The organism is Nitratireductor aquibiodomus (assembly GCF_900105565.1).
GTDB lineage: Bacteria > Pseudomonadota > Alphaproteobacteria > Rhizobiales > Rhizobiaceae > Nitratireductor > Nitratireductor aquibiodomus.
In genome coordinates, this window is record NZ_FNSL01000001.1 from 1,437,907 (window position 1) to 1,460,152 (window position 22,246).

21 protein-coding genes are annotated in these 22,246 nt (G+C 62.4%); 6 read left to right on the forward strand and 15 right to left on the reverse strand.

Annotated elements, in window-relative coordinates; genetic code table 11:
* Positions 1 to 8: 8 nt before the first annotated feature.
* The 11 genes from BLW55_RS06940 to BLW55_RS06990 form a co-directional block, all read right to left on the reverse strand.
* Positions 9 to 212, reverse strand: a complete 204-nt coding sequence (locus BLW55_RS06940) for a hypothetical protein (RefSeq protein WP_090327746.1) — start codon at positions 210 to 212, stop codon at positions 9 to 11.
* Positions 213 to 246: 34 nt separating this feature from the next.
* Positions 247 to 921, reverse strand: coding sequence for a GNAT family N-acetyltransferase (locus tag BLW55_RS06945; RefSeq protein WP_090327749.1), 675 nt, complete (start codon positions 919 to 921; stop codon positions 247 to 249).
* A gap of 246 nt (positions 922 to 1,167) precedes the next feature.
* Positions 1,168 to 2,784, reverse strand: a complete 1,617-nt coding sequence (locus BLW55_RS06950; protein ID WP_090327752.1) for a TRAP transporter large permease — start codon at positions 2,782 to 2,784, stop codon at positions 1,168 to 1,170.
* Between the two features lie 5 nt (positions 2,785 to 2,789).
* On the reverse strand, positions 2,790 to 3,485 hold the full coding sequence (locus BLW55_RS06955) for a TRAP transporter small permease (RefSeq protein ID WP_177175038.1): 696 nt from the start codon (positions 3,483 to 3,485) through the stop codon (positions 2,790 to 2,792).
* A 103-nt stretch (positions 3,486 to 3,588) separates the two neighbouring features.
* The gene (locus BLW55_RS06960; RefSeq protein WP_007008589.1) at positions 3,589 to 4,584 is read right to left on the reverse strand and encodes a DctP family TRAP transporter solute-binding subunit; all 996 of its coding nucleotides are present in this window, start codon (positions 4,582 to 4,584) and stop codon (positions 3,589 to 3,591) included.
* A gap of 191 nt (positions 4,585 to 4,775) precedes the next feature.
* Positions 4,776 to 6,029 carry a phenylacetate--CoA ligase family protein gene (locus tag BLW55_RS06965; RefSeq protein ID WP_090327754.1) on the reverse strand — a complete coding sequence of 418 codons (1,254 nt, stop codon included), beginning with the start codon at positions 6,027 to 6,029 and terminating at the stop codon, positions 4,776 to 4,778.
* A gap of 149 nt (positions 6,030 to 6,178) precedes the next feature.
* Positions 6,179 to 6,562: an Omp10 family outer membrane lipoprotein gene (locus BLW55_RS06970; RefSeq protein WP_090327756.1), complete on the reverse strand. Its 384-nt coding sequence runs from the start codon at positions 6,560 to 6,562 to the stop codon at positions 6,179 to 6,181.
* Positions 6,563 to 6,704: 142 nt separating this feature from the next.
* Complete coding sequence (locus BLW55_RS06975) at positions 6,705 to 8,150, reverse strand: homospermidine synthase (protein ID WP_090327759.1); 1,446 nt, start codon at positions 8,148 to 8,150, stop codon at positions 6,705 to 6,707.
* A gap of 94 nt (positions 8,151 to 8,244) precedes the next feature.
* On the reverse strand, positions 8,245 to 8,529 hold the full coding sequence (locus tag BLW55_RS06980; protein WP_090327761.1) for a YciI family protein: 285 nt from the start codon (positions 8,527 to 8,529) through the stop codon (positions 8,245 to 8,247).
* A gap of 13 nt (positions 8,530 to 8,542) precedes the next feature.
* Positions 8,543 to 9,673, reverse strand: coding sequence for an aminodeoxychorismate synthase component I (locus BLW55_RS06985; RefSeq protein WP_090327763.1), 1,131 nt, complete (start codon positions 9,671 to 9,673; stop codon positions 8,543 to 8,545).
* Between the two features lie 19 nt (positions 9,674 to 9,692).
* On the reverse strand, positions 9,693 to 11,552 hold the full coding sequence (locus tag BLW55_RS06990; RefSeq protein ID WP_007008583.1) for a M3 family oligoendopeptidase: 1,860 nt from the start codon (positions 11,550 to 11,552) through the stop codon (positions 9,693 to 9,695).
* 155 nt (positions 11,553 to 11,707) lie between these two features.
* Between BLW55_RS06990 and BLW55_RS06995 the strand changes: the two genes are divergently transcribed.
* Together BLW55_RS06995 and mepK are read left to right on the forward strand one after the other, a co-directional pair.
* The gene (locus BLW55_RS06995) at positions 11,708 to 13,216 is read left to right on the forward strand and encodes a sigma-54-dependent transcriptional regulator (protein WP_090327766.1); all 1,509 of its coding nucleotides are present in this window, start codon (positions 11,708 to 11,710) and stop codon (positions 13,214 to 13,216) included.
* Positions 13,217 to 13,457: 241 nt separating this feature from the next.
* Entirely contained in the window at positions 13,458 to 15,200 is a 1,743-nt protein-coding gene (gene mepK / locus BLW55_RS07000) for a peptidoglycan L,D-endopeptidase MepK (protein ID WP_342027718.1), read from the forward strand.
* A 70-nt stretch (positions 15,201 to 15,270) separates the two neighbouring features.
* Here the strand turns inward: mepK and BLW55_RS07005 are convergent, their stop codons facing one another.
* Positions 15,271 to 15,909 carry a 2-dehydro-3-deoxy-phosphogluconate aldolase gene (locus BLW55_RS07005; protein ID WP_088941525.1) on the reverse strand — a complete coding sequence of 213 codons (639 nt, stop codon included), beginning with the start codon at positions 15,907 to 15,909 and terminating at the stop codon, positions 15,271 to 15,273.
* A gap of 130 nt (positions 15,910 to 16,039) precedes the next feature.
* Entirely contained in the window at positions 16,040 to 16,918 is an 879-nt protein-coding gene (locus BLW55_RS07010) for an N-acetylmuramidase domain-containing protein (RefSeq protein ID WP_090327772.1), read from the reverse strand.
* Between the two features lie 161 nt (positions 16,919 to 17,079).
* Here BLW55_RS07010 and trhO point away from each other — a divergent pair, with 161 nt between their 5' ends.
* Complete coding sequence (gene trhO, locus BLW55_RS07015) at positions 17,080 to 18,030, forward strand: oxygen-dependent tRNA uridine(34) hydroxylase TrhO (RefSeq protein WP_007008578.1); 951 nt, start codon at positions 17,080 to 17,082, stop codon at positions 18,028 to 18,030.
* Here the strand turns inward: trhO and BLW55_RS07020 are convergent.
* Positions 18,027 to 18,884, reverse strand: a complete 858-nt coding sequence (locus BLW55_RS07020) for an alpha/beta fold hydrolase (protein ID WP_244509009.1) — start codon at positions 18,882 to 18,884, stop codon at positions 18,027 to 18,029. The two genes, trhO and BLW55_RS07020, sit on opposite strands and share 4 nt — an antisense overlap.
* A 69-nt stretch (positions 18,885 to 18,953) precedes the next feature.
* Positions 18,954 to 19,538, reverse strand: coding sequence for a TetR/AcrR family transcriptional regulator (locus BLW55_RS07025; RefSeq protein ID WP_090327777.1), 585 nt, complete (start codon positions 19,536 to 19,538; stop codon positions 18,954 to 18,956).
* A 74-nt stretch (positions 19,539 to 19,612) separates the two neighbouring features.
* On the opposite strand from BLW55_RS07025, the gene BLW55_RS07030 reads away from it, so the two are divergent.
* The 3 genes from BLW55_RS07030 (at position 19,613) to modA (ending at position 22,238) form a co-directional block, all read left to right on the forward strand.
* Complete coding sequence (locus tag BLW55_RS07030) at positions 19,613 to 20,383, forward strand: HD domain-containing protein (RefSeq protein WP_036541600.1); 771 nt, start codon at positions 19,613 to 19,615, stop codon at positions 20,381 to 20,383.
* A gap of 119 nt (positions 20,384 to 20,502) precedes the next feature.
* Entirely contained in the window at positions 20,503 to 21,198 is a 696-nt protein-coding gene (locus BLW55_RS07035; RefSeq protein ID WP_090329915.1) for a tellurite resistance TerB family protein, read from the forward strand.
* A 302-nt stretch (positions 21,199 to 21,500) separates the two neighbouring features.
* Positions 21,501 to 22,238 carry a molybdate ABC transporter substrate-binding protein gene (modA, locus tag BLW55_RS07040; RefSeq protein WP_090329916.1) on the forward strand — a complete coding sequence of 246 codons (738 nt, stop codon included), beginning with the start codon at positions 21,501 to 21,503 and terminating at the stop codon, positions 22,236 to 22,238.
* The last annotated feature ends 8 nt before the right edge of the window (positions 22,239 to 22,246 follow it).

Here is a 22,246-nt window from a genome sequence, read left to right on the forward strand (position 1 = left end):
AGGGCGTGTCAGTTGTTGCGCTTCCGCTGAGCGCGCGCGCGCAACCAGAAAACCATGAAGAATGCCAGCACGAACAGCACCGCGACCCCGCCCGCGACCCAGGGCGAATAAGCGCCGATTGTCAGCATGATGCGTGGCATCAGATAGGCCACAAGACCAAAGCCGATGAGGATGAGCGCGGCTGCGATCGCCGCCTTGCGATTTTCCGACAAGTGATCCTGCCTGTCCGTTCGCCGCACTTCAGGGTTACACCCTGAAAGCTTCCAGCCGTTTCTTTTGACGGCCCTCCTTATCGAAATTGGCCGGATCAAGCCATGCGTCAAATGCACTTTTTACCGCGGGCCATTCGCTATCGAGTATCGAGAACCAGGCAGTGTCACGGCTCTCCCCCTTCACCACCATATGCTGGCGAAAAACACCTTCATACGTGAAGCCGAAACGCTCGGCTGCCCGGCGTGATGGCAGGTTGGCATTGTTGCACTTCCACTCGAAGCGCCGGTAACCCAGATCGTCGAAGATGTGGCGTGCGAAGAGATAGAGCGCCTCGGTTGCCCGTACGGTGCGCGAAATCCCCGGTCCCCAATAGATGCTCCCCGCCTCGATAACACCATTTGCGGGGTCGATGCGCATCAGCGCCTGCCGGCCGCCGACCTGTCCTGTCTCCCTGTCGATCACGGCATAGAAGAACGGGTCCGCACTTGTGGCCGCCTTCTCGAGCCACGCTGTGAATGCCTGCCTGCTTTCCGGCGGATATTCGGCCAGCCAGCGAAACCGCTCTCCCGCGTCGACAACGCTGGAAATGGCATAAAGACCATCGCCGTGGCGCGCAGGATCGAGTGGCTCAAGCCGGACCGTGCGCCCCTCCAGAACCTGGCGCGCCGGGCGCGGTCGGGCTGTCCAGTTTTTAAGGTCGGTCTGCATAGGGGTGTTCTCCAGCCTTGTCTACCGCTCTGCAAAGCACGGCCGCACATGCCCGAAAAGGCCCAGCACCGCATGCAGACCTGCGCCAGAGAAATGATTGGAGAAGGATGCCAGAAGCGGACGGGGCGGCCACTGGTCGGCCGCCCCGTTTCGAACCGTGCTTGGGAGGAGGAAAGCCGATCCGACAATCGGAAGCCTAACCATCAAATCGTTAACGTTTACTTAACGAAAAGCCTCAAAAAGCATCTATCTCGTCACGATCTCAGGCCCCATAAGGCTGTATGGCAGCCATGTTGACATAATCGGCATATAGGTAACCAGTATCAGGAAGATAAACAGAACCAGTACGAAGGGCGCCGCCGCGCGCACCACCTGGATCAGGCTCATGCCGGTTATGCCGCTCGTCACGAACAGATTGAGCCCGATCGGCGGCGTGATCATACCGATTTCCATGTTCACCACCATGATGATGCCAAGATGGACCGGGTCGACACCCAGTTCCATGGCGATGGGAAACACCACCGGCGCAACGATCAGAAGCAGGCCCGAGGGTTCCATGAACTGCCCGCCCAGGAGCAGAAGCAGGTTCACGGCAATCAGGAAGGTAAACCAGGTGAACCCCGCATCGACCATCAGCCCGGTGATCGCCTGGGGAATGCGCTCGGCCGTGAGCACATGCGCGAAAAGCAGCGCGTTGACGATGATGAACATCAGCATCACCGTGGTGCGTGCGGCATCCACGGTCACCTTGCGCGTCTCTTCATTGAAGAAGGCGCGCAGGAAGTTTCGGCCCATCAGGCTCAGATTGCGCTGCCAGATCGGCAGGCTTGCAGCCAGCAGCCCCGGCAGCGCCGCCACCCCGCCCCCGCCGCGCCACACCGCGTAAGCCACCATGGCAACCAGAGACAGGATGAGCCCCGTAAGCGTGCGCCCCTCAAAGGTGACCCCTTCCCAGTCGGCGGTCAGAAAGAAGCTGAGGATCATCCAGACAAAGAAAAACGCGAGTGCATAGACAGTGGCGGAAAACCCCACCCGCGCGCGCCTGCCGTCGTCCTCCTTCACCCACCGCTCATCCTTCATCGGCCCCATGTCGCGGTAGACGAACAGCGCCACCGCGAAGGAATAGACAGCGGCAACAGCCGCCGCCTCCGTGGGAGTGAACACCCCGCCATAGATCCCGCCAAGAATGATGATGATCAGAAACAGCCCCCAGCCGGCCTCCTTGCCGCCCGCGACGATCTCGTGAAACCCTTTCCACTCTTCCGCCGGCAGGTTGCGCACCCGTGCCATCACATAGATGGCAACCATCAGCATCAGTCCGGCAACGATCCCGGGCACCACACCGGCCAGAAACATGCGCCCGACCGAGACGTCCGTCGCCGCCGAATAGACAACCATCACGATGGATGGCGGTATCAGAATGCCGAGAGTGCCGGCATTGGCGATGATGCCGGCCGCGAATTCCTTGGAGTAGCCCACCTGCCGCATGCCCGCGATGGCGATGGTGCCGATGGCAACCACCGTTGCCGGCGAAGAGCCGGAAAGGGCCGCGAACATCATGCAGGCCAGCACAGACGCCATTGCCAGACCGCCGCGAAAATGGCCGACGGAAGCGATGGCGAACCGGATGATGCGCCGCGCCACGCCGCCCGTCGACATGAAGGCCGAAGCCAGAATGAAGAACGGGATCGCCAGAAGCGTGTAGTTCTGCGAGGCAGTGAAAAGCTGCAGCGCGACGGAAGAGATGGAATCGCTGGAGAAGAAGGCGATGATGATGAGCGACGAGAGCCCGAGAGCCACCGCCACCGGCACCCCAAGAAACAGCAGGAGCAGAACAAGGACGAAGAGAATGGCTGGTTCCATCGCCGCTACTCCTTCAGGGCATCTTTGTTTTCAGCGACGAGGTCCTCCGCCTCGTGGCCGGCAATGATCAGGTCGCGCTCACCCTTGGCGATCCCCACCACGCCCTGTAGGGCGCGAAACGCGAGGAGTGCCAGGCCGACGGGCAGCATGAGATAGGCCACCCAGCGCTGCACACGATCCTGCAGACCGAACGCCTCCTGCATCCACAGCGGATACCGCAGATCATCGAGCCCGGTGCCCCGGTCAAACATGAATTTCCAGTAGCCGATGGCGCCGGTCTGGCGCCAGTTGGTGGATACATCGGCGCCCACCAGCGTCATCCAGCCGGCATAGAGAAGAACGAAAGCGTAGAGGAAGACACAGACAGCACCGAAGATCGCCACCGCTTTGAAGAGCCGTGAAGGAAGCAGCCTGATAAAGGCATCGACACCCAGATGAATCCCGTTCTTCACGCCATAGCTCATCCCGAACAGGATCATCCAGGCAAACAGGATGCGCGTAAACTCCAGCGCACCGCCCCAACCGCTGTTGAAACCGTATCGGGCGACAACCTGCGTGAAAGAGACGAATGTGATGGCTGCCAGAAGAATGGCAAGCACGTTTTCTTCAAACCGCCCGACCGCATCGGGAAAACGCCGTTCCAGGAGGAACATGGCGGCCACGATTGCCGCAAGCCCGAGCGCCGGCCATATCAGAACCATGATTTCCCTCCCGAAGATCACCTGCCACAAGACCGCCCGCACGCAGCGGACGGCCCTGCATGACGCGACGAGGGGAGACGCCGCGTCGGGAAAGACTGAAAGCTCAGGAGCCGCTTGCGGCGGCTGAATCGATCAGTTCCTTGCCGATATCACCTTCGAATTTCGCCCAGACGGGCTTCATGGTTTCGACCCAGGTCGCGCGCTGCTCGGCGCTCAGCTCACGGATCGTGCCACCGGCGTCGAGTATGTTCTGTCGGCAGGTTCCTTCCTGGTCGGCAACATTGGCGTTGGCTGTCTCCGTCACCTCCTGGACAATGGAGACGAACTGGTCCCGCACTGCCGGGTCAAGACCTTCCAGCCATTCTGTCGAGGTCACGAGAAGATAGGCAAGAAGCTGGTGGTTGGTCTCCGTGATCCCGTCCTGCACCTCAAAGAATTTCTGGGTGTAGATGTTGCACCAGCTGTTTTCCTGGCCATCCACGACACCGGTCTGCAGTGCACCGTAAACCTCCTTGAAAGCAAGTTTCTGCGCAGATGCGCCCATAGCTTCGATCATGGCCACGGCGACGTCAGAGGTCTGCACGCGGAACTTCAGCCCCGCCGCATCCTGCGGCTCCATAAGCGGTTTGCCGGCAGAAAACTGCTTGAGACCCGACGACCAGAAACCAAGGCCGGTATAGCCTTCGTCTTCCATCACTGTCAGCAGGCCCTGACCATCATCCGACGTGGTGAACTTGTTCACCGCATCAAGTGTGGGAAAGAGGAACGGAAGGTCGAACAGGCGGTATTTGAGCGTATAGGCCTCAAATTTCGCCAGCGAAGGTGCGGCAAGCTGCACGTCGCCCAGAAGCAGAGCCTCCATCACCTTGTCGTCGTCATAAAGCGTCGAGTTCGGAAACACCTCCATACAGGCGGTTCCGTTCATCTCGTCATTCACCCGTTCCGCCAGAAGCGTCGCTGCATCGCCCTTGGGATGGCCTTTTTCGGCAACCACGTGGCTGAACTTGATAACCATTTCTCCATCGTCGCACTGGGCTTGGGCCTGACCTGCAAGCACGGTCAGGGAAAGCGCCGAGACGGCACCGATCAAAAGTCGCATGGGGTCTCCTCCACTCTGCACAGCCCGCATCACGCTGCGGACGAACAATCGCGGCCTGTCACCGCCTGTTTCTTTTCTGGCACGGCGCGGACGATCACCAGCGTCCAGCGACATTGCAACCATATCCTGTGATACGGGTGGCGTGAAATCAAGCGAGACGCGAATTGCGGCCCGCTTTTCTCCCTTATGCTTTAGTCTGAATATTCCCGCTCGTCGGCGATCACCTTGCCGTCGCGCGGCAGGCTGCCCGGCTCAGCCAGCACCACGCGCCCGCCGACCCTCGTGACTTCGCGCAGCGTTGTCTCGATCGCGCTCATGTCCGGAGCGGTGCCGGTGATTGTCTCGACATGCAGGGCCATGGCGTCGCTCGCGCCATCGCGGGTCACCACAAGCCGGGCGCGTTCAATCTCGCCGTGTCTGCGCGTCAACTCCGCGATCTGCTTGGGATCGACAAACATGCCCTTGACCTTGGTTCGCTGGTCGGCACGTCCCATCCAGCCCCTGATACGCATATTGGTACGGCCGCATGGGCTCTTTTCCCGCAGCACTGCGGATAGATCGCCGGTTCCAAGCCGCACCAGCGGATAAGCCGGGTTAAGCGAGGTCACCACAACCTCACCCACCTCTCCCTCCGGCACCGGATCGTCCGTGCCCGGCCGCACGATCTCGACGATCAGGTTTTCGTTGACCACCATGCCCGGCAGCGGTGCACCGTCAGGCCCGGTCGATTCATAAGCGATCACGCCAAACTCGGCGGTGGCGTAACATTGCAGCACGTTTATGCCCCGTGCGCGGTATTCCTCACGCAGTGAAGGAAACAGCGCCCCTCCCGAAACCAGACCGATCCGGAATGATGACAGGTCCCTGCCATCACGATCCGCCCGTTCGAGCATGATCTTCAGAAAATCCGGCGTGCCGGCATAGACATCCGGCCGGAAGGCTTCGGCCGCCTCCACCTGCATGTCGGTATTGCCGGTGCCCGCGGGAAACACGCTGCATCCGAGCGCCCGCGCGCCCGTGTCCAGCACGAAACCGCCCGGCGTCATATGATAGGCAAACGCGTTGTGAACGCGCGCCCCGGGCCGCACGCCCGCAGCAAAAAAGGCGCGTGCCGCCTGCCAGGGGTCGGCGCCCGCCCCCTGAATTTCCCAGATCGGCCCCGGTGACATGAAGACACGCGCTCCCTCGAGCGCGTCTGGATCGACAAAGCCACCGAAAGGCGGCTTCGCCTGCTGTAGTTCCAGGAGCTCCGGTTTGCGCAGGACCGGCAGCCGCGCAAGCGCCGCCCGATCAACAATTTTGGAGAGATCACACCCGGAAAGCCAGGCCGCCAGCCCCTCCGCCTTGGCCACGGCACCGCTCAAAAAATGCGGCAGGACCGAAAACAGGTCACGCTCACGCTCCGCCGGATCACGAATTTCCAGCGCGTCGAAATGCGGTGACATGGCTCCTCCCAAAGGGTTTTGAGCATGTTATCGCAACAATCACACCCAGGGAGCAAGACCGACCAAGGTCATGCATGAGAGAGCCGGCGTTGAAAAACGCAACAGGGGCAGGAAGCTTCCTGTGCGACCTGCCATCATCGCGCCATGGATCAGGAGACGCGGGCCGCGCGCGTGAGGACGAAATTGGTGCCGTTTGCCAGCGTGCAGTTCATCTGATCGCTGGATGCGAGAAGGCATGTTGCGGCCGTCTGCTGCTGGCTCTTGAGCGAATAGAAGGAGAGCTCGATCGTGGTCGCATCGCGATGCGAATAGGAGCCCTCGGTCAGCACTTCGCCGGTCTCCACCGCACGCGAGCTGAAACGACCGCCCTGCAGTGTCGACACCGCCACGCCGTCCGTGCCCATCCACTGCCCTTCGACCCCCGTCTGGCGCGCAGCGCGCTGTCCTCCGCCATCGGGCATACCCGTCTGGCAACCAGCCAGCGCTAGCGCCGAGAAAACCGTTGTGAGCGTCAGAATTTTGCCTGTCTTCATGGTTCTGGCCTCCTGTTGCGCCTACGGTACTGCACCGACAGCGCACCGCCTTGGAAACGGCCCGCCCCCATCAGGGCCGGGCAATACCCATTTCAATTGCCCGATTTCGACGTCATTGCAAGCGCAGCGCGCGCATCCCCGCTCAACGCACGAGAATGTTGCGGAACTGCCACGGATCGGATTCGTCTATGTCCTCGGGGAAAAGCCCAGGCCTGCCCTCGAGCGGCGTCCAGTCCGTGTAGTAGCCCTTCACAGGCCCCAGATATGGCAACTGCACCTTAAGACAGCGGCGATAGTCCACCTCATCGGCCTCGACGATACCGGCTTCGGGATTCTCCAGCGCCCACACCATTCCCGCAAGCACGGCGGAGGTCACCTGAAGACCTGTAGCGTTCTGATAAGGCGCCAGTTCGCGCGCCTCTTCCAGCGTGAGCTGCGAACCGAACCAGTAGGCGTTCTTCCGGTGCCCGTAGAGCAGCACGCCGAGTTCATCCATCCCGTCCACCAGCTCGTTCTCGTCAAGAACGTGCTGCTCGGGCTGCGCCTTGCCTTCGGCACCGAACATTTCGTGCAGCGAAAGCACCGCATCGTTGCAGGGATGATAGGCGTAGTGACAGGTCGGCCGGTAGACGACCTTGCCCTTCCCGTCACGTACGGTGAAAAAATCCGCGATGGAGATCGACTCATTGTGGGTAACAAGGAAGCCATATTGCGGCCCCGGCGTCGGGCACCAGCTGCGCACCCGCGTGTTGGCACCCGGCTGCTCCAGAAAGATCGCCGCCTTGTTGCCCTTCTTCTGCTTGCGCGCGTTCCGGGGTTTCCATGTCTCATGTGTGCCCCAGCCGAGTTCGGCAGGCTGTAATCCCTCAGCGATAAAACCTTCCACCGACCAGGTGTTCCAGAACACGTTCATGGGCTTCGGCTTCTTGGTCCGCTGCGTATCGCGTTCGGCAATGTGAATGCCCTTCACACCGCACTTCTTCATCAGCTTCGCCCAGCCTTCGCGGTCCTCGACACCCGGCTCATCGAAGTCAAGCCCCAGGTCGGTCGCCAGGTTCACCAGCGCCTGCTTGACGAACCAGGACACCATGCCGGGGTTGGCGCCGCAGGTGGAAACGGCTGTGGTGCCGCCCGGATTCTTGGCCTTTTCCCGACGCACCGTCTCGCGCAGCGCATAGTTGGTGCGCGAGGCATTGTCGGCCTTGTCATCGAAATAGAAGCCGAGCCAGGGCTCCACCACCGTGTCGATATAGAGCACGCCAAGCTTGCGGCACAGTTTCATCAGGTCGAGCGAAGACGTGTCGACCGATAGGTTTACGCAGAAGCCCTGCCCCTCGCCCTCCGTCAGGAGTGGCTTGAGCAGGTCTTTGTAGTTGTCCTTCGTGACATGCGCCTGCACATAACGGATGCCCCGTTCGTCGAGCAGCTTGCGATCCGCATCGTTCGGATCCACCACAACCATGCGCGATTTGTCGAACCTGAAATGGCGCTCGATCAACGGCAGCGTTCCGCGCCCGATTGAGCCGAAGCCGATCATCACGATCGGACCGGTGATTTCACCATGGATGGGCCATTTCCTGTCAGCCATTACGCGCCTCTCCAAAACAGAACGATTGAGCCTCCAAAACACAGAAGCGTGTCACAATAAAGCGCAAATGCGGTTCCGGTTAGCAAAGGCCCTGCTATTCCCTAAGTGCGTCAAGCCCTTCCACCGTGCGTGAAATAGCACATTCGGTTATCTCGACTTCGGCGATGCCATGCACTGCAAATGGGTCTTCCGACAGACAGGCTTCGAGGGCTTCGCGGTCGCCGAGCGCGAGAATGACACCGCCCGTCCTCGGCACCTTGCGCCCGGATGCGAGGAACGTCCCGTTCGCATAATATTTCTCGAGCCAGGCCATATGCCCTTCCATATGCGGCTCAACATCCTCGATCGGCACCACATAGCGCAACGAAACGATAAACATCACCGGTCCCTTTTTAGATCATCGCAAAGCGCGCCTTGAGCAGCGCTTCCTCATATTCGCCATCGGCTGTGGAATCGAACACCACGCCACCACCCACATTGTAGATTGCTTCCCCGTCGGCAAAGAGCGAAACCGTACGGATCGCCACGTTAAACCGCATCGTACCGTCGGGCGCCGCCCAGCCGATCGCACCGCAATAGGCTTCGCGGGGGCCGGTCTCCAGTTCCCGCAGGATCTCCATGGCGCGGATTTTCGGCGCCCCCGTCACCGAGCCGCAGGGAAAGAGTGCCGCGAAGATTTCACGCAGACCCGTCGCTGGTCTGATCCTCGCGCGGACCCGGCTCACCATCTGATGAACCGTCGGATAGGTTTCCACATGGAAAAGCTCGGGCACCTCCAGCGTTCCCACCTCGCTGATGCGGGAAATGTCGTTGCGCAGGAGATCGACGATCATGCGGTTTTCCGCCTGGTTCTTCGGATCGTTGCGTAAAAACGCCTTCCGCGCCGCATCCTCTTCGGGCGTCGCACCGCGCGGCGCCGTGCCCTTCATCGGCAGGGTCTCGATCCAGCCGTCCCGCGAAACCTGGAAAAACAGTTCCGGCGAACGGGAAACGATCACCGGCCAGCCGAGCTCGACCAGCGCCCCATACCGCACGGGCTGGCGCGCGCCGAGCGCATCGAACAGCCCTGCAGGCTCCCCGTGCCACCTGGCCTGGATGGGGAAGGTCAAATTCGCCTGGTAGCAGTCGCCGGCCCGCAGATGCCCGTGCAGACATTCAAAACGGCGTTCATAGTCGGAGCTGTTCCATCCCGGTTTCGCATCGACGAGCTCAGCATCCGCCACCGCCGGTCTGGAAACCGGGCGATCCTCCGGAGGGTCGAAGACGCCGAAGCAAAGGAGTGGGCCACGCCGTCCCCCAGGCAGAAGCGGTCTGAGCTTCGGCTCCAGCAGATAACCGGCCTCATAGGCCATGTATCCGGCAAGCCAGAAACCGTCGCGCCGCGCCCTCTCTGCCCGGTCGAGCATGATCTCGAACGTCTCGGCATCTCTCGCGGTCAGAAGAGCGCGCGGTCGGGAGAAGCAAAGCTCCCGACCGGCCGCGTCGTCGCGGATCAGAACCTGGCCCCGAATATCGACGGGCATCGCGTTTGAGAAACCTGTCCTAGCCGTCGAGCGTTTCAAGCTCGTCTATCAGCCCCTCGATCACCGAAAGCCCCCTGCCCCAGAAATCCGGGTCGCTCGCATCGAGGCCGAAAGGCGCCAGAAGCTCAGAATGATGCTTCGTGCCACCGGCCTCCAGCATGGCGAAATACCGTTCCTGGAACCCCTCCGGAGCCTGCTGGTAAACGGCGAAGAGCGAGTTCACCAGACAGTCGCCGAAGGCATAGGCATAAACGTAGAAAGGCGAGTGGATGAAGTGCGGGATATAGGCCCAGAACGTCTCATATCCCTCGCGCAGCTTCACCGACGGACCGAGACACGCCTTCTGCACGTCGAGCCACAATTCGCCGATCTGATCGGAGGTCAGTTCACCATCGCTGCGGCGCTTCGCATGCACCTTGCGCTCGAACTCATAAAAGGCGATCTGGCGCACCACGGTGTTGAGCATGTCCTCCACCTTCTGCGCCAGCATGGCCTTGCGTTCGCGTTTTTCGGTCGTTCGGTCGAGCAGCGAGCGGAAGGTGAGCATTTCGCCGAAAACCGAGGCCGTTTCGGCAAGCGTGAGCGGCGTCGGCGCCATAAGCGCGCCCTGTTTTCCGGCCAGCACCTGGTGAATGCCATGCCCCATCTCATGCGCCAGCGTCATCACGTCACGCGGTTTGCCGAGATAGTTCAGGAGCAGATAGGGATGCGCGGAGGGCACGGTCGGGTGAGCAAACGCCCCCGGCGACTTACCCGGACGCACTGGCGCGTCGATCCAGTTGTGATCGAAAAAGCGGCCCGCGATTTCTGCCATTCGCGGATCGAACGCGGCATAGGCGTCGAGCACCGTATTCTTCGCCTCGTCCCAGCCGATCACCGCCTGCGGTGTCTCCGGCAGCGGCGCGTTGCGGTCCCAGTGGTTCAGCACATCCATGCCCAGCCACCTGGCCTTCATGGCGTAGTAGCGATGCGATAGCCTCGGATAGGCTGTTCGCACGGCTTCCGCCAGTGCATCCACGACCGGCCGTTCCACGCGGTTTGCCAGGTGGCGGGAATCGGCAATGTCCTCGAACCCGCGCCAGCGGTCGGAGATTTCCTTGTCCTTGGCCAGTGTGTTGGTAATCAGCGTGAATGTGCGCAGGTTCTTCGAGAAAGTATCGGCCAGCGCCTGCGCCGCCCGGTGGCGCTTCTCGCCATCCGCATCCTGCAACAGGTTGAGCGTCTGCTCCAGCGCCAGTTCCTCTCCGTCCACCGTGAAGCGCAGACTGGTCATGGTCTCGTCGAACAGGCGGTTCCAGGCGCCACGCCCGGTCACCGACTTTTCGTGGAAAAGCTGCTCGACCCGGTCTTCGAGTTCGTAGGGTTTGTCGCGGCGGATATCGAGCACCCAGGGCCTGTAGTGCGCAAGCCTTGGATCGGCTTCCAGCGCTGCGTCGAGCACTGCGTCTTCGATCTTGTTCAGCTCCAGCGTGAAGAAGATGAGATGTGCGCTGGCATCCGTGAGTTTCTCCTGCACGTCGCCATAAAGCTTGGCACGCTTCGGATCTGACGTATCGCCCGCATAGAGAAGCCCCGCATAGGAGACGATGCGGCCCATCAGTTCCTCAATGCCTTCATAGGCTTCAACCGCTTCGCCCAGCCTGCCTTCCGGACCCCTGGCAGCCTCGTCCGCAAGCTTGCCCTTCCAGGCGGTTTCGAAACCGGCCGCTTCCGCGGCGGCACGATCGAGATCGCGCTTCAGTTCGGGTGACTCGATTGCCGGATACAGATCGGCGAGATTCCACTCCGGCAGGTTGCCGAGTTCCGAAAACGCGTTTTCAGCCGCTAGCGCCGCATCCGTTGCCGCAGGGCGACGGGCCCTGTCAGTGTTGTTGGCCATGTAATCCTCGTTGCCGAAATCGCTGTCCGTCCACGGTGCCGAAAGGTTTCGTTCACCGGGATTCTTGAACCCTTGTTTAGAAGCCTATGCCATTTTGATCCAGACCGCGCCGGAAAACTGCGCGCGATATCGTAACGCCATTGCATAATTGCGACATGTCCGAAGCCGTTCTCATAGTCGACGATGACCCGGTCCAGCGCCGCCTTCTTCAGGCTGCAGTGGAGAAACTCGGTCACACGCCGCTTCTTGCAGAGAACGGTCAGGAGGCGCTGGGTGTGCTGGAACGCGCCGAGCAGGCCCCGCGTACCATTGTGCTCGACCTCGTCATGCCGCAGATGAGCGGGCTCGAAATGCTCGAACGCCTTCGCGGTGAGGGCTCGGACATTCCGGTGATCGTGCAGACATCGCGCGGCAGCATCGACACGGCGGTCGAAGCCATGCGCGCCGGCGCCTTCGATTTCATCGTCAAGCCCGTTGCCCCGGCCCGACTTGGTGCAGCCATAAAAAACGCCCTCAGGTTCAGCGCCATGGAGACCCGCCAGCGCCGTGGCGGCAAACCGGCCGAGGCATCCTCTTTCGATGATCTGGTCACCAACAGCCCGTCCATGGCACGGATCATCATGCTGGGCCAGAAGGCAGCCGCCAGTGACATACCCATCCTGATCGAAGGTGAATCCGGTGTCGGCAAGGAGGTTATCGCCCGCGCGATCCAGAGCGAAAGCCGGCGCCGCCGAAAGCCTTTCGTCACCGTCAACTGCGGCGCGATCCCCGATACGCTGGTGGAGAGCATTCTCTTCGGCCACGAAAAAGGGGCCTTCACCGGCGCAACGGAAAAGCGCATCGGCAAATTCGCCGAGGCCGATACGGGAACCCTTTTTCTGGACGAGATCGGCGACCTTCCCCTCGACGTACAGGTCAAGCTCCTGCGTGCCGTACAGCAGGGCGAAGTCGACACGGTCGGCGGGCGCGGGACACAGAAGGTCGACATCCGCCTGATCTCGGCCACCAACCAGAACCTGATTGAACGCGTCAAAGAAGGCCGGTTTCGTGAAGACCTGTTCTACCGCCTCAATGTCTTCCCGATCATGGTGCCGCCGCTGCGCGACAGAAGGGATGACATTCCTCTTCTGGTGCAGGCATTCATTGCCCGCTTCAGCGACAGCGCTTCAAACCGGATCACTGGCATATCGCGAAGAGCGCTCGCGCTTCTGGAAAGCTACGACTGGCCCGGCAACATTCGGCAACTGGAAAACGCCGTCTTTCGGGCAGTCGTGCTTTGTGAAACGACCGTGCTCGACACAGCCGACTTCCCGCAGATCTTCGCTCAGGTCGAAGGCATCGATCCATACGAGGCCCAGACAGGAACAATACCGACCGAGGATCGCCCTGCGGCAGAGCTCCCGACAGACCGTCGTGACCTTCCCCATCGGGAAGCGCCTCCGATTCAAAACCTGCCGGGAAGCGTTGCCACACTGGACGAAGACGGGAATGTACGCCCGCTGGAGGACATCGAAAGCGATGTGATCCGGTTTGCCCTCGATCACTACCGTGGCCAGATGAGCGAAATCGCGCGGCGCCTGGGCATTGGACGCTCCACGCTTTATCGAAAACTCAAGGATATGGGCATCGATCCGGCAGAACGCCCGCGCGCGAAAGACGACTGAGGCGCCGGGGACACAGTCCAGACATTAACCCCGCATTTACCCTGCGGCGGCTTGTCACGTTTTGCCACGATATCGCCATCCTCTTCGCGCATTCCTCCTTTAATAAGATCGAATTAACCATTAAATAGAATAATCGGAAGGTGGGAACCACACAGTCCGGGCCTGAGGCTCGGGGGACAAACACCAGCCTGTAAGGCCACGGATCTTGAGACAAAACGACGTTCACGTTCTTGGATGGCGCTTGCCTGCGCTTGTACGCGTGAGGCTCCTCGCCGGTTTGATGCTTGCAGTCGGCGCGCTGGTCGCAGCCGCGCCCGCTGCTCACGCCGAAACACGCACCCTGAAGCTTTACTTCATCCACACGAAGGAACGCGCCGAGATCACCTACAAGCGGAACGGGCGCTACATCCAGAGCGGCCTCAAACAGGTAAACCGCTTCCTGCGTGACTGGCGACAGAACGAACCGACCAATATGGACCCCAAGGTTCTCGACCTGCTTTGGGAGGTCTATCGCGCCACCGGTGCACGCGATTACATCCACGTCGTTTCCGCTTACCGCTCGCCCAAGACCAACGCCATGCTTCGCAGCCGTTCCAACGGTGTCGCAAAGAAGAGCCAGCACATGCTTGGCAAGGCGATCGACTTCTACATTCCAGGCGTCAAGCTTGCCAGCCTGCGCAACGCTGCACTGAAGTACGAAGCCGGCGGCGTCGGTTATTACCCGCGTTCGGGCTCGCCCTTCATTCACATTGATGTCGGCGGTGTGCGCCACTGGCCGCGCATGAGCCGCAAGCAGCTTATGGCCGTGTTCCCCGACGGCAAGACCATGCATGTTCCGACCGACGGCAAACCTTTGCCGGGATACAAGCAGGCGGTTGCCGCCTACGAATCGCGCAAGCGCAACGGCGGCTCCATTCAGGTTGCGCGTGACAATGGCGGCGGCGGCAATGGCCGCGGTCTCCTGGCCGCGCTCTTCGGTGGTGGTGCCGACGAGGAAGAGGATACCGCCGAGACCACGACGGTTGCAGCGCGGCAGCCGGCAGCGCGCCGGCCTCAGGCGCCGGCAGCAGCGCCCGCACCGCAGCCCGAGCCCGAAACCCCGAGCACGATCCTCGCGGCCCTGCCGCAGCGCAGCCTGCCGACACCACGTGCAGCACCGCGACCGGATGTGGCCGTGGGCCAGTCCCTGCCCTTCGAGGTCAAGCCTGTCGAGGAAGCACCGGCCATCACCGAGCAGGCGACGCCTGAACAGGCCGGAACCGCGGTTCTCGTGGCCGCGAATATACCGATCCCGACACGCCGCCCGGAATATGCGCCAGACGCCGCGACCCAGGAAGCTCTTGTGCAGATTGCCTCGGCGCAGACCGATGCGCCGGATGCCATTGCCGGCGTTCTGGCCGACGACGCAGATACCGCGCAGCCGATTACAACGGCCGCTTATCTGCCGGTTCCGTCGAGCCGGCCCGCCCGCGCCGTGGCCGACGAGTTCACGCTCGCCGCACTTCCCGAACCGCGCCCGCAGGCGGAGCCCGTAGCGTCGCAGAGCGAATTCGCCCTCGCTGCCGACAGGGAACCTGAAACGGTTGCCATTGCCCTGCAGGAAGAGCGTGGACAGCCCGTTTCAGCCTCCCCCCGCAAGGCGCTTCTGGCCCGTGCGGATCAGGCAACGGAAACGCACCACGAAAGCCGTGCACGCAGCACCCGTAAATCGGCCAAACCCGGCCCGGCTGACGTGATCCGCGATGCGCAGCCCGTCGTGGTCGCCAGCAGGGGTGAGGCGCCGAGCCGCGCGCTCAGCCGGAACTCCATGCTGACCGAAGCCGCGCGCCCGACCCACCCGCCGGCATTCGACAGTGAGTTCGTCCGTTCGCCCGAGACCGTCTACACGACCGGCTTCCAGCAGGATATCACCGTGGCGGACGCCACCCGCTTCAGCGGCAAGGCCGTGAACTTCATCTCCATGGCCCGCTTCCGCACCAACTGAGGCAGGCCTGCAAGACAACAAAAAAGCGGGGCTCCGGGGCCCCGCTTTTTTCGTTTGAGAACAGGCTTTTTCAGCCCTTCAGGCCACTTGCCTCACGAGCCAGCGCCTCAATGGACGCCCAGTCTCCGGCCTCGATCGCCTTGTCGGGCGCGACCCAGGAGCCGCCGACGCAGATCACATTCGGCAAGGACAGATAGTCATGCACATTCTTCGGCGAGACACCGCCCGTCGGGCAGAAACGGATGGAAGCGAGTGGTGAGGAAAGGGCTTTCAGGAAAGGCGCGCCGCCCGACTGCTCGGCCGGAAAGAACTTCAGAAGGCTGTAACCTTCCTCACGCGCCGCCATCACCTCGCTCGGCGTCGCTGCACCCGGGAGGAACGGCACCTCGGACATCGATGCAGCATCCAGCAGCTCCTGCGTGATGCCGGGGCTGACGATGAACCGCGCACCGGCCGCCACCGCGTAGGAGAAGTCCTTCGAGGTCAGGATCGTGCCGGCACCGACAATCGCCTCCGGCACTTCCTCGCTGACGAGACGGATCGCGTCGATGGCGTCGGGCGTGCGCAGCGTGATTTCGATGGCCGGCAACCCGCCCTTCACCAGTGCCCGCGCCAGCGGCACGGCGTCCGCCAGGCGGTCGATCTTCAAGACCGGAATCACCGGCTGACCTTCCAGGATCGCCAGCAGCACCTCGTTCTTCTTCTGCATGGCAGCGTTCATGTGCACACGTCTCCTCAAAGCCTCTACATTTCCGGCGAAACCGCACCATTAAAACGGTTCAATCACGTATTTCGCCGCCCATGAACACTTTTCTCCCAAAACTGGCAAGCCGCAAACCTCAATTGTCTGTTCGCAAACGCGTCCAGAAGCCGGTCAACCGGCCCCAAAGGCGCCGCAGCAAACCGCGAAAAGGCAGCGCGTTCTGCAGCGCTCTCCATGTCACGCCTCCCGCCACGCCATCTGCAATCAGGCCTGCCTCTTTCTGAAAGCGCCTCAAGGCCATCTCCGTCCGCGCGCCAAACACCCCGTCCAAGACCACCGGGTAGCCGAGTGCGCATAGCATAGCCTGAAGGCGCTCCACCGCAGCGCCCCGTGCACCGATCCGTAGCAGATCGCCAGCGCCGGATGTTTCGCGCGCCGCATAGGCCCGGTAGGCCCGGGCGAGCTTCCGGTCATACTGGTTGCGCCTGTAGCCCGGCCCGTTATAGCCCCGCGCAAACCGTGCCCAGTTCCGCGCAGTCAGGGCCTCCTTCAGCCCCGCCTTCTCGATGTAGCGCAGCATCAGGCGAACCTGCCCGGCGGTCTCGCTCCGCGCCTCGGCCACCAGCGCCTCCACATCGGCAAAGCCGAGCCAGCTCCAGTGTGCTCCCATCACCTGCCCCAGCCCCCAGGAAACGGATTCGCACGCGGCCTTTCTGTCCATGCGCGCAGCCTTCTCAAAAAGCGCCCAGCGTTCGGCCTGACCGCGCGGATTGGCGACACCGCCGGCTTCCGGCGAAGCCAGCCCCGCCGCCCGCGCCTCCGCCCGCTTACTGCCAGCAACCCTTCGGTCGAAATAATGCCCTTCGAACCGGATCACCGGCTCTGCCCGACCGCGAACCATGACATGTGATCTGCCACCGCTCTCCACCTGGGCCACTGCAAGAAGCAGGGCCGGCTCAACTCCTGCCCGGAAAGCCGCTTCGCCGATTTCCCTGATTGCTGTTTCTGAAAACATCGCTATCGCCCGTCATTGCTTTCGGCAATTATCGGTCAACACAACCAAAGGGGGATAAATTGAATGCGATACAATTTTAAATAACCCGCCACGGCGCCCCGGGAATGGCAGAACTCCGCTTTTTCTTGCAAGCCGACGGGGAGAAGCGTAGGAGACCGCGCATGATTTCTTCCACGCCTGAACAGAGATTTCGCGTCGCCGCGCTCTATCGTTTCGCCGACCTGCCGCGGTATGAGGCGCTGCGTCCCGAGCTTGCAGCTTTTTGCTGCGAACGCGGCATTCGCGGCACGCTTCTTCTGGCCACTGAGGGCATCAACGGCACCGTTGCCGGCACGCCCGAAGCCATCGACGCGTTGATCGCCCATCTGGAGAAGATCCCCGCTCTCAGGGGCATCGAGGTCAAATACAGCACGGCCTCCGAAATGCCCTTCCACCGCATGAAAGTGCGGCTGAAGAAGGAGATCGTCACCATGGGCGTGCCCGAGGTCGACCCCGTCAATCAGGTGGGTGCCTATGTGGAGCCTGCCGACTGGAACGCGCTGATCGCTGATCCCGACACGCTGGTCGTCGACACCCGCAATGCCTACGAAACCGCCATCGGCACATTTTCCCGAGCCGTGGATCCCGAAACGGAAACCTTCCGCGACTTTCCCGCCTGGGCGGAGCGAAACCTCAACCGCCTCAAGGGCCGCAAGGTCGCCATGTTCTGCACCGGCGGGATCCGCTGCGAGAAGGCCACATCCTACATGAAGCTGATCGGTGTCGATGACGTCTATCACCTCAAGGGCGGCATCCTGAAATATCTGGAAGAGGTTCCGGCTGAAGAAAGCCTGTGGGAAGGTGAGTGCTTCGTGTTCGATGAACGCGTCTCGGTGCGCCATGGTCTGGAAGAGGGCGACGCCACGCTTTGCCGCGCCTGCCGACATCCGCTGACGCCTCAGGAGCGCGCCTCCCCGCTGTTTCAGGAAGGCGTTTCCTGCCCGCATTGCGCCGAAACCCGCAGCGAAGCAGACCGCGCCCGCTATGCCGAGCGCCAGCACCAGGTGGAACTGGCCGAAAAGCGCGGCCAGAGCTTCCCCATCGGCACACCGTCAGAGAAGCAGAAGACCTAGCCCGCTGCGGCAAGATCCTCGAGGATCACGTCCGCATGGCTCCACAGAATGGCGCTGCCCTCGCCTTCAAGCCGGTGCAGCGTGCTGTTGACGAAACGGCCATCCAGCGTCGCACCAAAGTCCGGCGAATGCACCGGGCTCGTATCGGCAAGGCCGAACCACAGCGCCACCGGACAAGCAATCTCCTCGACCCGGAACGGCCAGGGCTCCATGGCAAGCCGCGTGTCACGGGCATACCCGGCTGCCCCCTGCCGAAACCCCTCCGCCAGCGCTGCGCGATAGAGCGGCGCAAACGCCTCGCCTGCATAATAGGCGCGGTCCTGCGGCCCGCTCATCGTCTCGATCATCTGCCACAGCCATTCGGCCGTCGCGAAGGCGGCAATGTCCGCCTCCAGACGCGCCGGATCTTCCCTGGCAAGCCGCACCATATCGGCGACAGGCTCGGGCAATTGCGACAGCACTTCCGGCGCAGACAGTTCATCCTGACCTGAAACCAGCGCCACGGCCTTCGCCACCCCGGCATCCGCCAGCGCCAGCGCAAACGGCGCGCCCTGCGAAAAGCCCATGGCCAGCGCACTGTCTTCCCCCAGATCCGCCAGCAGCGCCGCCACATCCACGCTCCAGCGCTGAAAGCTCTTGTCCGGGTCCGCGTCAGACGCGCCGAGCCCTGCCCGGTCCACCGCGACAATGCGCAGGCCAAGACGCTCTGCCGCCGCGCCGCCAAACGGGATAGCGCCTGCCATCCCCGCACCGGAACAGAAAATCACGACACGGCCTGCAGGCGCGCCCCATTCATGCCAGCCGAGGCTGCGTCCATCGGAAAGAGTCAGGGTGTGGGAAACGACGTCGGCCACGTGAATGCCTTGCATTTGAAAATCGGGCTGGAGCCAGTGCCACCCGATGCGCCAAATGTCAAAGCCCAATCACAGGGCCTGACGCAATGCCGCAGCCACGCTGGCGCGCGCAAAGCTCTTCAGCGCCGCCTCGTCCGCACCCGCACGGGCCTGAACGGCAATGCATATCAGCACCGACACCATCAACTGCGCCAGCCCCGCCACTTCACTGTCAGCCGCTTCGCGCGCGATCCGCGCCGCTAGCTGCGCCTCGATCCCACTAATCGTGTCCGCCAGGGCAGCGGCAATCTCTTCATCAGCCGGCGCTTCCGCCGTCGCCGTGCAAAAAACGAGACAGCCCGGCGCGGTACCCTCGCCATAAAAGCCAATGGCCGCGTCGAAGAACCCCGTCAGCGCATCGCCCAGAGGCCCCTCACCCGCCAGCGCCGGCGAAACCGCCTGCTTCATCCGACGCCGATAGTCTTCAAGGGCAGCCAGATACATGGCCTTCTTGTTGCCGAACGCGGCGAAAAGGCTGGGCCGGTTCATCCCCGCCGCCCGCGCGATCTCGTCCAGCGAGGCAGCGGCATAGCCGCGCAGGCGAAACGCCTCCGCAATGGCCATCAGCGCCGCTTCGCGGTCATAGGCCGGCGGGCGTCCTCGGCGTGCAATCATTTTGTACCATCTTGCATAAAATTCATCTCCGTGCATTTTTATGCGAAACAGTACAAATATCAAGGCACATTACAATGACCCAATCCCAACATCCCAAAAACGCAGCCATGGGCACGCTCGCCTGGGGGCACGGAATGGATGGAACACTGAGCAGCGGCGAGAAAATCCGCCTCATCGGCAATCTCGCCTTTGTGCAGGTGCATGCCGCACTCGACACGGTTCGCCACCGCCTTGGCCTTCTCACCCCGGCTCCGGTCTCGCTCGACGCGCTGATGCCGCCGCAGACCGCGCTGGTGGAAGATGCGCTTCAGCTCGCCACCGAGACCCATCGCGATGCGCTGCTTTTCCATAGCTGGCGCACCTATCTGTTCGGGACACTGATCGCGGCCCATGAGCGCCTCGACCACGATCCCGCCCTGTTTTTCGCCGCCGCCATCCTGCACGATATCGGCCTGACCGAGCGCCACGAGCCGCCAGTCTGCACCCGCTGTTTTGCGCTCAGCGGCGGCGAGCGGGCGCACGATCATCTCTGCGCGAAGGGACATGGCGCAAAGGTTGGCCGGAAGGTCGGCGACGCCATCGCGCTCCATCTCAACGGATGGGTGTCCGCCCGCGCCCATGGCGCGGAGGCGCATCTGGTGTCGCGCGGCGCGGTCTGCGATCTTTTCGGCGCGGGCCGCCGCCGCATCGCGCCTGCCTCGCTCGCAAAGGTTCTGGAGCGTTTCCCGCGCGACGGCGTCATCGAAGCCCTCCGGTTCGAGACAGCCGAACACAGAAGGGGTACCCGCCCCGCGCTCATGACCGGGCTGTCGGGCGGCAAGGCTCCTGCCGAGCCCTTTGAATGACATTGGACTTTCGTCTTCCCCTGCCGGTTGCATCACCCTCCAACATTGCAATGCCACAAATGCCTTCCTACCTTTTCGCCAACGCTACGGCGCAAAAGGCGCGAAACGAGGAGATGCGGATGTTTGATCCAAAGAAGCTGTTGAACGACCTTCTGGGCTCACAGGTGCCCGGAACGCAGGGAACCGTGCGCGACAAGGCGGGCCAGGCGGTTCAGCTCGCCAAGGACAATCCGCTTGCAACCGGCGCCATCGCAGCCGTCCTGTTAGGCACCAGCACTGGACGTTCCGTCACCGGCAGCGCGCTCAAGCTCGGCGGCATCGCCGCCGTGGCCGGCCTCGCCTACAAGGCCTATCAGAACTATCAGTCCGGCAAGGAGCCGACCGAAGCGGCCAAGGAAGGCGAGCTTCTGCCGCCCCCGGAAGACACCAGCTTCAACCCGGCCCAGGCCCCCCAGGGCGAAGGCGAATTCGCGCTGGCGCTGGTGCGCGCCATGATCGCCACCGCCCGCGCCGACGGCCATATCGATGAAGGCGAGCGCGCCAAAATCGCCGACAAGCTCAAGCTTTCTGGCATCGACAGCGAGGCAGAGGCCTTCCTCATGCAGGAGCTCGAACGTCCGGTCGATCTCGATGCTCTGGTCGAGGCCGCGCAGACCGACGCCCAGAAGATCGAGCTATACACGGCGTCGCGTCTCACCATAGAGCCGAAGACCCGCGCCGAGCGCGGCTATCTCGACATGCTCGCCGGCCGCCTGCGCCTGCCCGACCCGCTTGTCGACCACATTGAGGCAACCGTCTCCGAAGCAACGGCCTGACCGTTTCCCAACGTCAAGGTACCCTTCTCCCCGTTTGCGGGGAGAAGGTGAGGATAAGGGGCGAGCACCGGCATTCCCAAGATGCCCACCACCTCACGCGCCCGCATCCCCAACGCTTTGCCCCATCCTCCCTTGACCCCGCCGTCACGCCCCTCCTAATATCCGGCCCGGGCAGCGCGTGATGGCTGCCTCTGTCCCAAGGTTCGGGCGGCATTCGGGGCGCGAATGTCCAGACCTGACCACCATGCATTCCCGTTGACCGGCGCGCGGCAACCGTCCGCCTAATGACCTATGGTGGTTCCATGTTCAAACGTGCTCTTGTGAGCCTCGCCCTCCTCGCTTCTCTTTCCACGGCGGCTACCGCCGAAAAGATCACCGTTTTTGCCGCTGCCAGCATGAAGGACGCCATCGAGCGCGCCGCAGGCGAATATCAGGCAGCCGGTGGCGACGAAGTGGTCGTCTCCTTTGCCTCCAGCTCCGTTCTCGCCCGCCAGATCGAGGCCGGTGCGCCGGCAGATGTCTACATCTCCGCAAACACCGACTGGATGGCGTATCTGGTCGAACGCGATCTGGTCCGCACCGATAGCGAGATCATCATCGCCGGCAACAATCTCGTCATCGCAACCGCAGAGGGCACAAAGCCCGCTGAGAGCCCCGACGCCCTGCTCGACGAACGCTTCGCCATGGGCGATCCGAGCCATGTGCCCGCCGGCAAATATGCCCGCACGGCGCTCGAAAACCTCGACCTCTGGAAAGACGTCGAAAAGAACGCCGTGTTCGGTGAAAACGTCCGCGTGGCGCTGGAGCTTGCCAGCCGTGGCGAGGTGAAAGCTGCCATCGTCTACGGGTCGGACCAGAAAGCCGCCGGCGATCTGGTGCGCGCCTATGTCTTCCCGGCAGACAGCCACGCGCCGATCCTCTACCCCGCCGCCGCCACGAAGGATGGAGCCGAAAGCGCAGAAGCCTTCCTCGCCTTCCTGAAAAGCGAGGCCGGCCGCGCGATCTTCACCGATCTCGGTTTTTCCGAAGCTACGGAATAGACTGCCGA